The sequence below is a fragment of the Buttiauxella selenatireducens genome (assembly GCF_031432975.1).
GTDB lineage: Bacteria > Pseudomonadota > Gammaproteobacteria > Enterobacterales > Enterobacteriaceae > Buttiauxella > Buttiauxella selenatireducens.
Genome location: NZ_CP133838.1, coordinates 4,237,458 through 4,250,810, shown reverse-complemented (window position 1 = coordinate 4,250,810; position 13,353 = coordinate 4,237,458). Strand labels below are relative to the sequence as shown.

The 13,353-nt window shown below is 49.7% G+C and carries 14 protein-coding genes and 1 tRNA gene; 7 read left to right on the top strand and 8 right to left on the bottom strand.

Annotated elements, in window-relative coordinates; translation table 11 throughout:
* The first annotated feature begins 22 nt into the window (after nucleotides 1-22).
* Nucleotides 23-790, top strand: a complete 768-nt coding sequence (locus tag RHD99_RS19520; RefSeq protein WP_309876043.1) for a class I SAM-dependent methyltransferase — start codon at nucleotides 23-25, stop codon at nucleotides 788-790.
* 51 nt (nucleotides 791-841) lie between these two features.
* On the opposite strand, the gene mltD is transcribed toward RHD99_RS19520, so the two are convergent.
* Nucleotides 842-2,200: a murein transglycosylase D gene (gene mltD / locus RHD99_RS19515; protein ID WP_309876042.1), complete on the bottom strand. Its 1,359-nt coding sequence runs from the start codon at nucleotides 2,198-2,200 to the stop codon at nucleotides 842-844.
* Nucleotides 2,201-2,271: 71 nt separating this feature from the next.
* Entirely contained in the window at nucleotides 2,272-3,027 is a 756-nt protein-coding gene (gloB, locus tag RHD99_RS19510) for a hydroxyacylglutathione hydrolase (protein ID WP_309876041.1), read from the bottom strand.
* 35 nt (nucleotides 3,028-3,062) lie between these two features.
* Here gloB and RHD99_RS19505 point away from each other — a divergent pair, with 35 nt between their 5' ends.
* Nucleotides 3,063-3,830, top strand: coding sequence for a class I SAM-dependent methyltransferase (locus tag RHD99_RS19505; protein WP_183271423.1), 768 nt, complete (start codon nucleotides 3,063-3,065; stop codon nucleotides 3,828-3,830).
* On the opposite strand, the gene rnhA is transcribed toward RHD99_RS19505, so the two are convergent.
* A complete protein-coding gene (rnhA, locus tag RHD99_RS19500) occupies nucleotides 3,778-4,254 on the bottom strand; it encodes a ribonuclease HI (RefSeq protein WP_510183660.1) in 477 nt (158 codons plus the stop codon). The genes RHD99_RS19505 and rnhA overlap by 53 nt on opposite strands.
* A gap of 52 nt (nucleotides 4,255-4,306) precedes the next feature.
* Here rnhA and dnaQ point away from each other — a divergent pair, with 52 nt between their 5' ends.
* Entirely contained in the window at nucleotides 4,307-5,038 is a 732-nt protein-coding gene (gene dnaQ / locus RHD99_RS19495; protein WP_309876039.1) for a DNA polymerase III subunit epsilon, read from the top strand.
* 133 nt (nucleotides 5,039-5,171) lie between these two features.
* Nucleotides 5,172-5,248 (top strand) — tRNA-Asp (locus RHD99_RS19490).
* 44 nt (nucleotides 5,249-5,292) lie between these two features.
* Here the strand turns inward: RHD99_RS19490 and RHD99_RS19485 are convergent.
* Nucleotides 5,293-6,786, bottom strand: a complete 1,494-nt coding sequence (locus tag RHD99_RS19485; RefSeq protein ID WP_309876037.1) for an NCS1 family nucleobase:cation symporter-1 — start codon at nucleotides 6,784-6,786, stop codon at nucleotides 5,293-5,295.
* A gap of 222 nt (nucleotides 6,787-7,008) precedes the next feature.
* Between RHD99_RS19485 and RHD99_RS19480 the strand changes: the two genes are divergently transcribed.
* Together RHD99_RS19480 and puuE are read left to right on the top strand one after the other, a co-directional pair.
* Nucleotides 7,009-7,746: an aspartate/glutamate racemase family protein gene (locus RHD99_RS19480; RefSeq protein ID WP_183271419.1), complete on the top strand. Its 738-nt coding sequence runs from the start codon at nucleotides 7,009-7,011 to the stop codon at nucleotides 7,744-7,746.
* Nucleotides 7,747-7,778: 32 nt separating this feature from the next.
* Nucleotides 7,779-8,735, top strand: a complete 957-nt coding sequence (gene puuE / locus RHD99_RS19475; protein ID WP_309876035.1) for an allantoinase PuuE — start codon at nucleotides 7,779-7,781, stop codon at nucleotides 8,733-8,735.
* A 40-nt stretch (nucleotides 8,736-8,775) separates the two neighbouring features.
* On the opposite strand, the gene hpxZ is transcribed toward puuE, so the two are convergent.
* From hpxZ to RHD99_RS19455, 4 genes are read right to left on the bottom strand one after another with little or no spacing between them, the layout of a single operon-like run.
* Nucleotides 8,776-9,159, bottom strand: a complete 384-nt coding sequence (gene hpxZ / locus RHD99_RS19470) for an oxalurate catabolism protein HpxZ (protein ID WP_309876033.1) — start codon at nucleotides 9,157-9,159, stop codon at nucleotides 8,776-8,778.
* Nucleotides 9,160-9,164: 5 nt separating this feature from the next.
* The gene (locus RHD99_RS19465; RefSeq protein ID WP_309876031.1) at nucleotides 9,165-10,547 is read right to left on the bottom strand and encodes an AtzE family amidohydrolase; all 1,383 of its coding nucleotides are present in this window, start codon (nucleotides 10,545-10,547) and stop codon (nucleotides 9,165-9,167) included.
* Nucleotides 10,544-10,732 (bottom strand): oxalurate catabolism protein HpxX, encoded by a 189-nt coding sequence (gene hpxX / locus RHD99_RS19460; RefSeq protein ID WP_309876029.1) that lies wholly within the window; start codon nucleotides 10,730-10,732, stop codon nucleotides 10,544-10,546. The genes RHD99_RS19465 and hpxX overlap by 4 nt, the downstream gene beginning before the upstream one ends.
* A 10-nt stretch (nucleotides 10,733-10,742) precedes the next feature.
* A complete protein-coding gene (locus RHD99_RS19455; protein WP_309876027.1) occupies nucleotides 10,743-12,329 on the bottom strand; it encodes a gamma-glutamyltransferase family protein in 1,587 nt (528 codons plus the stop codon).
* Nucleotides 12,330-12,445: 116 nt separating this feature from the next.
* On the opposite strand from RHD99_RS19455, the gene RHD99_RS19450 reads away from it, so the two are divergent.
* Nucleotides 12,446-13,285 (top strand): MurR/RpiR family transcriptional regulator, encoded by an 840-nt coding sequence (locus tag RHD99_RS19450; RefSeq protein WP_309876025.1) that lies wholly within the window; start codon nucleotides 12,446-12,448, stop codon nucleotides 13,283-13,285.
* Nucleotides 13,286-13,353: the final 68 nt, after the last annotated feature.

Below are 13,353 nucleotides of genomic sequence, written 5' to 3'. Positions count from 1 at the left end.
AATCAACAGCAAGGACATTTCAATGACAACACAATCTCATCATGACAAAGTCAGCCAACAATTTGGTTCACAGGCAAGTGCCTATCTGACCAGCGCCGTGCATGCTTCTGGTCGCGATCTGGAGCGCCTCAGCACACGCCTGGAGGCTTTTCCTCATGCTAGGTTACTCGATATGGGATGTGGGGCAGGGCACGCGAGTTTCATTGCTGCTGCGAAGGTGAAGGAAGTTGTTGCCTACGATCTCTCCGAGCAAATGTTAGTTGTGGTGAATGAAGCGGCTAAAAGTCGTGAAATCAATAATCTCACAACCGAACAGGGGTATGCCGAAGTCTTGCCTTTCGATGATTGCTCGTTTGATGTTGTGATAAGCCGTTATTCAGCCCACCACTGGCATGATGTCGGTAAAGCGTTGCGAGAAGTAAAGCGCGTATTGAAACCCGCTGGAGTCGTTATCTTTATGGATGTGATGTCACCAGGACACCCAGTGTTGGACATCTGGTTACAAACGGTTGAAGCATTACGCGATACCTCACACGTGCGTAACTATTCCAGTGGTGAATGGCTGAGTCTGTTTAATGATGCAGGGCTGAGTTCGCAGAACGTGTTGTGTGACCGTTTGAATTTGGAGTTCTCAAGTTGGATTGCACGGATGAGAACACCTGCAACTCTGGCTGAGGCAATTCGTATGTATCAGCAAAGTGCATCAGATGAAGTGCAGCGCTACTATGAATTGCAGCCCGATGGCTCGTTCACCAGCGACATTATCATGCTGGAAGCCAGGCGAGCGTAAGCCATAAATAAAAAAGGCACCTTTTTAGGCGCCTTTTTCTTTGATTAACAATCACGTATCAGGTGTAGAGTTATTGCTAACAAACAGCGTTAACTGATCACCGGGTTTCAGATTGTCTGTATCGTCGTTCCAGCGCAGAACATCTTTGATGTTCACACCGTGACGTTTTGCAATACTCGACAAGGAGTCACCCTTACGCACCTTATAAGTGATGCTATCGTTTTTAGCTAAACGCTCATCGCCTTTTTTGACGCTAAGCGTTTGACCTACTTTAATGTTCGCGCCACGTATGCCATTCCAGCTCTGTAAATCTTTTGTGCTAACACCTAAGCGTGTAGCAATGCTCGATAAGGTATCACCTGAACGAACACGATAAGATTTATTACCACCCGCGTTAGCCCTGTTATCAGCAACTAACGTCGGCTGCACAGCTGCAATTTCACCAGAAGCCAAAGAGGCTTTTAGCTGCTCAGCATGCTTCTTAGGAACCATTACATATCGCTGAGTCTTGCCAATAGTTGAAGTTTTCACTCCAGCATTGAACGTTTTCAGCGTTTTTAACGGTATCCCGGCCATTTCGGCGACCTGCGTAAGCTCGACCGGATCACTAACTTCCACACGTGCTAAGGCACGGCTTTCGTCAGTCGTCGGTAGGCGTACACCGTACTTTTGGCTGTTTTTGAGAATATCACTCAAAGCCAGCATTTTTGGTACGTAAATCTTGGTTTCCCGTGGCAGTGAAAGCGACCAAAAATCCGTAGGTAAACCACGAGCTTTATTCGCTTTCATTGCCTTCAGTACACGACCTTCGCCGCTGTTGTACGCCGCCACGGTTAATAACCAGTCGCCGTCGAACATCTTGTTCAGACGCTGCATCATATCGAGAGCGGCAGTGGTTGAAGCCACTACATCACGACGTGCATCGTATGCTTTGGTCTGTTTTAAACCATAATTCCGACCCGTGCTCGGTACAATCTGCCAGATGCCAGCGGCATTCGCAGATGATGTAGCGTGGGGGTCAAAAGCGCTCTCCACTATGGGTAGCAGTACTAGTTCCATTGGCATGTTGCGTTTCTTAACTTGCCCGGCAATCCAGTACATGTACGGCTCTGCCCGTAATGTTACATCGTGGAGATAGCTCTTATTACTAAGGTACTTCTGTTTTTGTTCGCGGATCCGGGTGTTATCCGGTACCCCCATCTTTAGCTCGTCGCCAATGAAGTTCCACAAGTTTTGGTTATCTGCGAGGTATGTTCCATCGTCCATCCATCGCGTACTCGTGTACTTTCCTGCTTCACCTTGACCAGCTGCAGACAGACTCTGTGCGTGCTGTTGGATGTTGCCGTCATGCCTTGACGCCTGGCACCCCACAAGCAAAACAGAGGCGAGTAATATCGCTTTTGCCTTCATGTGTGTGTCAAATGGTTGCTTAAAAGACGAGCAAGGATACCTTCCACTTTAAAACAACACAACCAGAAAATTCAGAATGCGTCTTTCTTTGTCCGTAACCAGGCGAATATCTGCTGTGGTTGTTGCAAGTTTGTTTCTTTATTAATTTTATCTTTTAAATCAACATCATTTGTTCTTAAAAATAAATTTATTTTGCGCTCTATTGCCAGAGAACTGGGCAATGTTGAGTGGTTTTTTGCGCGTAACTCCTTAACTTTTCGACAATATCGATTTAATTCTTCATCGTCAGGTAAGATTGATAAGGAGAATTTCATATTTGAAAGAGTGTACTCATGAGCACAACAAATTAACGTATCTGAAGGTAGTTTGTTAAGCTTTTGAAAAGAATCATACATATTCTCTGCTGTGCCTTCAAAAAGCCTACCGCACCCTCCAGAAAACATTGTGTCGCCGCAAAAAAGATAAGGTTTACTATAGAAACACAGATGTCCTAAAGTGTGACCAGGTGTAGCAATAACGCTAAATTCATACTTCAAAATATTGACCTTATCACCCTCTCTTACTACCCGGTTCGTTCCCTTATCTTGTGTCTCTTCGGGCCCATATACCACAAGGCCTGGGTACTTTTTGAGAAGTTCTTTCACGCCGCCAACATGGTCGTTGTGATGGTGTGTCAATAAAATGGCTTCTGGCTGCCAGCGATTATCTTCAATTGCTTTAAGCACCGGTTGAGCCTCACCCGGGTCGACAATGATGCATTTGCCCTGTTCATCATTCAGGACCCAGATGTAGTTATCCTGGAACGCAGAAATACTGTTAAGATTCATAATTAACCTCTTTGAATTGCGTTAAGAAGGTAGTGATGAAACCGGCAAGGATACCTGAAAATTTCATTTCACCGCATCATTGGGGAGAACTGCCCTGGGGCGAGTACTACCGCGAGGCGTTGGAAATCCAACTCCAGCCATGGCTTGCCAAAATGTTTGGTTTTCATCTGTTGAAAATAGGCAATCTAAGCACTGAAATTAACACTGAAGCGTGTGCTATTTCACATCAGGTTAATGTTGGCCTACAAGGCGAAAGACTTCAGGTTAATGCCGATCCACTTCATTTACCCTTTGCCGCAAAATCTGTGGATGCATGTATGTTGGCTCATACATTACCCTGGTGCCAGGATCCTCATGGATTGCTACGTGAAGCCGACCGGATTTTGATTGATGACGGGTGGTTGATTCTGAGCAGCTTCAACCCGATGAGTTTGTTAGGTTTAGGCAAAGCAGTGCCATTCATGCGCAAGCGTACACCATACCATTGCCGGATGTTTACACCGATGAGGATGTTCGACTGGTTGGCATTGCTGAATTTTGAAGTCATGCATCAGCGTAGTTTCCAGGTTTTACCCTGGAGTAAACAAGGTGGGAAAATGCTGAGTACTCACCTGCCTGCGCTGGGTTGTATGCATGTCATTGTGGCGCGTAAGAGGACATTGCCACTTACGCTGAATCCAATGAAAAGCCGTTCAGCGAAAACGCAAATCCGCTCAGCAGTTGGCGCGACCAGGCAGTTTAAGGAAACGACTAAGGTTTCACCGCCTCTGGTTGATAACCAACATCTTCAAGAGTTGGATTAGACGCGGCCTCACGCGCAAGCTCATCGCAGCGTTCGTTTTCAGGGTGACCGGCGTGGCCTTTAACCCATTCCCAACTGATTTTATGCTCGCTCAGCGCGGCGTCCAGACGTTGCCATAAGTCGACATTCTTCACCGGCTTTTTATCGGCTGTTTTCCAGCCACGTTTTTTCCAGTTATGAATCCATTGTGTAATTCCCTGGCGCACATATTGACTGTCAGTGCTGAGCACAATGTCACAAGGTTCGATTAGCGCCTCAAGAGCGACAATTGCCGCCATCATTTCCATGCGATTATTCGTTGTTAACCGATAGCCGACGCTAAAAATTTTTTCGTGTTGTTTGTACCGTAGAATGGCACCGTAACCACCTGGGCCCGGATTACCGAGGCAGGAGCCATCGGTGAAAATTTCTACCTGTTTACGCATCTCTGGTAGACTTCCTGTGATTAAAAAACCAAGTCTGACATAAACGAGCGCCATGAGCACACCAATTACACGACAGATCGTTCTCGATACTGAAACCACCGGTATGAACCAAATCGGTGCTCACTACGAAGGGCATCGCATTATTGAAATCGGTGCGGTTGAAGTGATTAACCGCCGTCTGACGGGCAATAACTTCCATGTCTACTTAAAGCCAGACCGGCTGGTGGACCCGGAAGCGTTTGGCGTGCATGGAATTGCCGACGAGTTTCTGGCGGATAAACCAACCTTTGAGCAGGTTGCAGATTCATTCCTGGATTACATTCGCGGTGCAGAACTTGTCATCCATAACGCGTCGTTTGATATCGGGTTCATGGACTATGAGTTCAGCAAGCTTAAGCGTGATATCCCGAAAACCAATACTTTCTGCAAAATCACCGACAGCCTTGCACTTGCGCGAAAGATGTTTCCGGGCAAGCGAAACAGCCTCGATGCACTTTGCTCACGTTACGAAATAGATAACAGTAAGCGAACGCTACACGGCGCATTGCTCGATGCCCAAATCTTGTCCGATGTCTATTTGATGATGACGGGCGGGCAAACCTCGCTGAAGTTTGCCATGGAAGGGGATGTACAGACACGTAGTGGAGATAACGGAATTCAGCGTGTTGTGCGCAACAGTTCAGGTGTACGCATCATTCGGGCCACTGATGCTGAGCTGGAAGCGCATGAGTCACGACTTGATCTGGTGGAAAAGAAGGGCGGAAGTTGTCTTTGGCGTATATAAAAACAGCTGAAATGATTTAAAAATCACCGTTTGGGTGAAAATAACGGCAAGCAGTTAGATTTATAAGAAAAAACGTTGACGCCCATGAACGCAATACGTAATATCTGCCTCGTTCCCGACGGGGAACAAACGCGGAGCGGTAGTTCAGTCGGTTAGAATACCTGCCTGTCACGCAGGGGGTCGCGGGTTCGAGTCCCGTCCGTTCCGCCACAATTAGAAAGCCTGAATCAGAAATGATTCAGGCTTTCGTCGTTTTAATCCTTCGAAACGACAACCTGCCCATTATATTCCGCTACATCAGTCACTTTTTCAGCCCGAGCCAGCCAGCGGTAACAGCCAGCGCTCAGAAACGCCCCGATAAACCAGCTAAAGTTTGCGACTTCATGCAGTGATGGGATAAAGCTGATTGTCAGGCAAACCGCGACAGACGGCACGAGTGCCATAATCGCTTTCGGATTGAACCCACTTTTGTACCAATAGCGGCCTTTGGAAGTGTCATCGAACAAATCATCGATATAAATTTTACTGCGCTTAATGATGTAGAAATCGGTCAGCAGGATGCCGAACAGCGGCCCAATGAACGATCCTAACACATCCAGCGTGTAGTGAATCAGTTCGGGTGACTGGAACAAGTTCCACGGTGTCAGCAACACGGAACCAACAGCAGCGATCATCCCACCGGTACGGAAGCTGATTTTTTGCGGTGAACAGTTAGAAAAGTCGAAAGCGGGTGAAACAAAATTCGCCACGATATTAATACCGATGGTGGCGGTAATCATGGTCAGCAAACCAATTGCCATCGCCAGGCTATTGCCTACGTGACTGACGGTTTCAATTGGATCGGTAATCATTTTGCCAAACAGAGATTGAGTGCCGGAGACAATCACAACGGTCACGATAGAGAACAACAAAAAGTTGAATGGTAGCCCCCAGCGATTGCCACGGCGGATCTCTTTCATACTTTTGCCGTAGCGCGAGAAGTCACCGAAGTTCAAAAGAGGGCCGGAGAAGTAAGAAACGACCAGTGCGATGGCGGTAAGCATCTGCCACGCTTGTTCACCGGAAGTGAGCTGTTTGCTGGCAAGCGTAAACGAAATTCCGTCAAATCCTGTCTGATACAAAATCCAACCCGCCAGAGCCATCATCACGATATACACAGCAGGACCTGCGATATCAATGAATCGTTTAATGGCATTCATGCCATGCCAGAACACCGCCGCCTGTAATGCCCACATAATGCCAAAGCATACCCATCCGAGGTGCGAAAGACCCAGGAAGTGCCCGGTGGTCATTGGGGCAAGCGATGGCCAGAATTTGAGTAATACCAACATTAGCGCGTTCGCGGCTAAATATGTTTGTATCCCGTACCAGGCAAAGGCAATGAGCCCGCGGATCACCGCTGGAATATTGGCACCAAAAACGCCAAAGGCCTGACGACAAATCACGGCATAAGGCACGCCCGCCATCTGGCTTGGTTTTGCGACCAGATTCGCACACAACTGCACAAGACAAATTCCCACCAACAGGCAAAGTAAGACCTGCCAACTCGCCAGCCCTAATGTGAAAAAGCTCGCGGCTACAACATAGCCACCCATGCTGTGTACATCGGACATCCAGAAAGAAAAAATATTGTACCAGGACCATGTCTGGTTACGCGTTGGCGCCAGGTCATCGTTACACAGGCGCGGGCTATATCCAGCGTTGGGGCTATCGGTCATGGCAGTCGTGTTGGGTTCAATGTTTGGCATGATATCTGCTCCTGGTAAAACAGAGGTTGACGGATTGTCTGCAACTTTCGTTGCATGAACCAGGCCAGGTTTCATTCTTAACGGAATAAACGGGGTTCTGGAGCGTAAGGCGCGAAAATAGAGCCATGCTGAGGTAAATTTCGCCTTATGATAGTGCAAAAAAACACAACAATGCCCAGCCGTGGTGCTCAGCCACAGGGGAAAGAACATCGAGGAACCAGTATGACGCAACATTTGATTCAGGTTATCAATCCCAACACCAACGTGGCGATGACGCACACTATTGCTGAAGCAGCACGCAGCGTGGCTGCTCCTTCCAGTGAAATCATCGCCGTTTGTTCATCACAAGGCGTGGAGTCTATAGAAGGTCATTTTGACGAGGCGATTGCTGCCATCGGGGTTCTTGAGCAGATCAAACTTGGCAAAGAGCAGGGCGTTAGTGGTCATGTCATTGCCTGTTTCGGCGATCCGGGTTTGTTGGCGGCACGCGAACTCGCCAGCGGGCCAGTGATCGGCATCGCTGAAGCGGCGATGCATGTCGCCACACTCGTTGCTACACGTTTTTCTATTGTCACTACTCTGCCACGTACAGTGATTATTGCGCGTCACTTGCTGCGTCAGTATGGATTCGAGCATCACTGTGCTGCCCTTCATGCGATCGATCTACCTGTGCTGGCTTTAGAAGATGGCACGGGTCTTGCTCAGTTGAAGGTACGTGAGCGTTGTATACAAGCCATGAAAGAAGATAACAGCGGAGCGATTGTGCTGGGTTGTGGAGGAATGGCCAATCTTGCACGGGAGTTAACGAGTGAACTGGGTATTCCCGTTATTGATGGCGTTACCGCCGCAGTGAAAATGGTGGAATCCCTCATTGCTCTTGGCGTCGGGACGAGTAAACACGGTGACCTCGCGTACCCGAATAAAAAGCCGTTATCAGGCTGTTTTGACATGCTGAGTTGATGTTCATGGCTCGGCTCATAAGGAACCGAACCATGACTGAAGAACCGAAAAATAAGAGCTATCACTTTACCGGGAATTACCCGCGTGACATGAAAGGTTACGCCGGTAAGCCACCACACCCTCAGTGGCCGAATAATTCCCGGGTTGCCGTGCAATTTGTCCTCAATTTCGAAGAGGGTGGGGAGAACCACGTGCTGCATGGCGACGCCGGTTCTGAACAATTCCTCTCTGATATTATCGGTGCCGCCAGTTTCCCTGACCGCCATATGTCGATGGATTCACTGTATGAATATGGATCGCGCGCCGGGTTCTGGCGCATCCACAATGAGTTTCAGAAGCGCGGCCTGACCATGAGTATTTTCGGGGTTGCGATGGCACTGGCGCGCAACCCTGAAATCGTTGCGGCAATAAAAGCGGCGGATTATGACGTCGTAAGCCATGGCTGGCGCTGGATCCACTATCAAAATCTGGATGAAGCCACAGAACGTCAGCATATGCACCAGGCTATCGAGATTCTGGAAGATTTATTCGGCAGCAAACCACTTGGCTGGTATACAGGCCGCGACAGCCCGAACACTCGTCGGCTGGTGGTGGAGAACGGCAGTTTCCTGTACGACAGTGATTATTATGGCGACGACTTGCCATTCTGGAGTGAAGTCACCTGTAGCGACGGCTCCATCAAACCGCATCTGGTTGTGCCATACACGCTTGATGCCAATGATATGCGCTTTGCCACAGCACAAGGTTTTAATACCGCTGAGCAGTTTTATGCGTATCTGAAGGACAGCTTTGATGTGTTGTATGGGGAAGGGGAAACAGCACCTAAAATGATGTCGATTGGTATGCATTGTCGCTTGTTGGGGCGCCCTGGTCGATTCAGAGCGTTACAGCGTTTCCTGGATTATGTGCAACAGCATGATGACGTGTGGATTTGCCGTCGCCAGGATATTGCCGAGCACTGGGTCAAAACGCATCCGTTTAAAGGATGATGTGCATGGCGGGTGAAACTGAAATTACCCGCCGCGTCGTTTAACTCATTATGCTGACGTGGGCTGCAACGATACGCCATCCATAAGGGAACTTGACCCATGTTTGCATCTGGCGGCCGATTTTATCGCTGCCTTCACGCGTAAATTCAGTGCAGGCAACCGCCATATCATCACCGTAAGTAGTGATAGTCGTGTTTTGCAAAAGCCTGTCTAAACCTTGAGAGGAACGGGTATTTCTGAACGCTCTAATCTCGTCGATTCCATACAGATTTTCACTGGCGCCATAACGAACGGTGCGGGGGTCAGACCAAAATAATTCATCTAACACTGCAATATCGTTGGTAATCAACGCCTGTTCGTAGCGGTAAAAAGCGTCACTCACTTCATTGACGATTGCCGGGCGATCAATATTGTCTCGCATCATAGGATTTACCTTACCTGGTGGTTTCCTACCAGCATACCCTGTATTTCAAGCTGATGGGCGGCTCTCAGGCAGATATCTTCACGCCATGGTGCCGCGATAAGTTGCACGCCAATGGGAATGCTATTTGCGGTCATCAATGGCACCGTGACAACCGGCAAGCCAAGAAAAGAAATCGGTTGTGTCAGCATTCCCATACTGGCTTTGACGGGAAGATCAATCCCGTTGATATGCATTGTTTGTTGGCCGATTAATGTGGCGCTGCACGGTGTGGCGGGTGCGATAAGCAGGTCGTAATGTTCAAAAAACGGCAGGGTTTTATCACGGAACCACCCACGAAACCGTTGCGCTTGTGTGTACCAGGCTGATGGCGTCATAGCTCCCGCCAAAAGGCGTTCACGGGAGTTCAGCTCAAAGCGTTCAGCTTGTTCGCGTAATGCAGGTAAGTAATGATTTCCCCCTTCTGCTGCGGAAAGCAAAAAGGCCGCCGAGCGTGCTAATTCGGCTTCAGGCAGTGAGATAGATTCAAGGGCTTCAAGGGCGTGAGCGACCTGGGCCACAGCGGCTTTTGCGTCAGCGTCACACCAGCTCTCAAAAAAACCACCCAAAACAGCGCATCGCAAACCTCCAACCCATTCCAGTTTATCGGTAACAGATTCAATGCTGCGTATTGACTGGAAAGGGTCGGCCGCATCGGGACCCTGAAGAGCGTCATAAACGCGCGCCAGGTCATCAACGTTGCGAGCAAATGGGCCAATATGGTCAAGACTGGCGACAAACGGCTGGCTACCGCTGCGTGAGAGGCGCCCAAAGGTAGGTTTCAACCCTAAGACACCACACAGCGAAGCCGGAACGCGAATGGATCCATTGGTGTCGGTGCCCAGGGAAAAATTCACCATTCCGGCGGCGACGGCTGCCGCAGAACCACCCGATGAACCGCCCGCAATGCGGCTAGTATCATGAGGATTGCGGGATGCACCGTAATAATTATTTTCTGTGGTAAAGCCGTAGGCGTACGCATCCATATTGAGGGCACCGGAAAGCATGGCTCCGGCTGCACTCAACTGCTTGATAGCGAAGGCATCAGTACTTGCAGGAGGTTGCGAACTAAACAGCTCAGCACCAGCAAGTGTTGTCGTGCCTTGAATATCGAAGAGATTCTTTACCGCATAGGGGACGCCAGCCAGCGGAGGCAGGGGTTCCCCAAGTGAGCGCCGTCGGTCAACGGCTTCGGCTTCTTGTCGTAAACGCTGCGCAGTCACTTCGGTAAAAGCATTAATCTCAGGGTTGGATTGTTCTATTTTTGCAAGCGTAAGCTGAGCCAACTCGCCAGCTGAAAACTTGCCCTGGGCTAATCCTTGTTGAATTTCGCGAATAGACAGCGTGTTCATAGTTTATAAATCCCAGCCACTTCCTGGCGTTGCGGCAACGGAAATTCCATCAACGGTTCGGCCAGCGCAGCCATGCGTACCAGCTGAACTTCCAGTTCTCTACGACGTGCATCGTCAAGTGGAACGTTAAGAAGTTGCTCCATTAATTGGATGTAAGTGGGCCAGTCGGTAAATGTGGATGTCATCTTTGATTCCTTAAAATCCAGCGGCGCTGCCATTGCTGCGTGGGTCGTAAGCCCCTTCAAGCATGCCGTTAGTATGGCGAACAATGGCACCCGCGTGGCCCACGGCTTCGCTAAAATCGGGTAGTGTCTCAACTTCATGCCCTAATTCACGCAGGGTTTCGAAGGTTTCAGGGCTAAATCTGGCTTCTAATTTCAAGTTGTCAGAGGCTTGCCCCCATGTTCTGCCCAGTAACCAACGTGGTGCGGTAACCGCTTCTTGTAGCGGCATGCCCTGAATGACATGACGAGTAAAAATGGCTGCCTGAGTTTGAGGTTGCCCGTCGCCGCCCATTGAGCCATAAACCATGGTTCTTCCATCGGCAAGACGTGCAGCCGCCGGATTCAGGGTATGGAACGGTTGTTTTCCCGGAGCCAGGCTTAACAGGCTTTCGGGATCGAGATTGAACGCCGCGCCACGGTTTTGCCACAGAACCCCGCTTTTTGGCAGCACAACGCCGCTGCCGAACTCATGATAAATACTTTGAATAAATGAAACGGCAAGTCCGCTGCTGTCAATGACGCCCATCCAAACCGTGTCACCCGGGCCTTTTCCTGTTCCCCAGCTAGCCGCGTTGTTGTCGTCAATTTCTGCGGCAAGGCGGGCGAGCGGTTGAGGGTCTAACAAACTTTGTATGGAGGTGGTGATATGGCGAGGGTCGGTAATGTATTTGTCGCGCAGCGCAAACGCTTTTTTGGTGGCTTCTACGATGCGGTGAACAGTTTGGGTTTCATCGGCTTGCGCCATGTCTAAATGATCGGTTATGCCCAAAATCGCCAGTGAAACCAGGCCCTGGGTCGGTGGAGTCATATTAAAAATCTCACCGTGCTGGTGGCTAAGTCGCAGAGGTATCCTGCGTTTTGCTCGTTGGGCGGCGAGATCTTGTCGTGTTATCGGCACCCCTAAATCAGCAAGTTCTTCGGCGATGAGAACCGCGAGCGGCCCGCGATAAAAGCTATCAAGACCTTCAACGGTCAGACGTGCCAGCGTTTCGGCAAGCCTGGGTTGGGTAAAGCGACTGCCGACCCGAGGAATCTCACTCCTGTGCAAAAAAGTCTCGGCGAAGCCTGCAATATTGACCAGTTCGTCATATTTACTGTGCGTCGCCAGGGCTTGAGATGTTGTCACCGGAATGCCATCTGCCGCATAGCGAATGGCATCGGCCAATAAACGTGAGAGCGGCAATTGCCCGCCACCAAGCTCCACCGCGACTTTTAACGCCTCATTCCACCCGCTAAGCGTGCCGGGAACGGTCAATGCCGCTTTCGGGCCACGATGCGGGATATTTTTTTCGCCGTGGTAAAACTCGAGTGAAGCAAGTGAACCCGCGGCACCGCTGGCATCAATCGCAATAGGTTCGCCTTCTGGCGGAACAATTAGCCAAAATCCATCACCGCCAATTCCATTCATGTGAGGATAAACCACGGCGATGGTAGCTGCCGCTGCGACCATCGCCTCGATGGCGTCACCACCATGGCGCAGTACGGATAATGCGGTTTCACTCGCTAAATGGTGCGGTGTGACCGCCATACCGGAAGGTGCCATATTGCTTTGCATCATCGTCTTTATCTCTATGAACGTAAGCTGAAGTTATAGTAAAGCAAAAGATGTTCCAGGTTGACGCGATTAGTTTCACTGTGCCAGTCTCGGGTGAAACAAAAGTTACAGAGGCCATAATGAAACAATTAGATGAGCGATTGAGGGCGGCGTACGAACAGCTTTCCCCGCAAGAACAGCGTGTTGCAGCGTTTATCGTCGATCATTTTGATGACCTGATCAGTTACAACAGTGCGGAACTGGCACGCCTTTCTGGCGTATCGAAAGCCACCGTCAGCCGCTTATTCAAACGCCTTGGCTATGAGCGCTACAAAGATATGCGCGAGGAGCTGCGTACCCTGCGCCAGAGCGGGATGCCGTTGACTGAAAACCGCGATGCGGTGCAAGGAAATACATTACTGGCGCGGCATTACAAACAGGAAATGGCCAACCTGACGCAATGGATTAACCAGCTTGAAACGCAACAGTTTGCTGATGTTGTCACCGCGCTGAATGCTGCAAAACGCATTTTTATTATCGGGTTAAGAAATTCATGGCCCGTTGCCATGCACTTACGTCAGCAGTTATTGCAAATTCGTAGCGATGTTTATTTATTACCTCAACCGGGGCAGACGCTGGCGGAAGAGGTCGTGGATATTAACGAGCACGATTGTGTCGTTGTTATCGCGTTTCGCAGGCGCCCGCGCATCATCAAGCCGTTGCTGGCTAATCTGCATAAACGCCAGGTGCCGCTTCTGGTAATGAGTGAAGCGCAAGGCTCTGGACTGACGCCATATTGTCGCTGGCACTTTGCAGCGCCGCTCGATAGCGTATCTGCGTTTGACAGTTACAGCAGTGCGATGAGTCTGGTGAATTTACTGTCCAACGCAGTACTGCATGAAGCGTTAACCACGGGCCGCCAGCGCATTCATCACATTGCAGAGTTGTATTCCGAGCTTGATGAGCTTGAGCAACGTTAACGCACATTAATAGTGCGTTTGCACATGCCCTGGGAACCATTCTGGTTCATTCACCTGGTCAGGTAAGC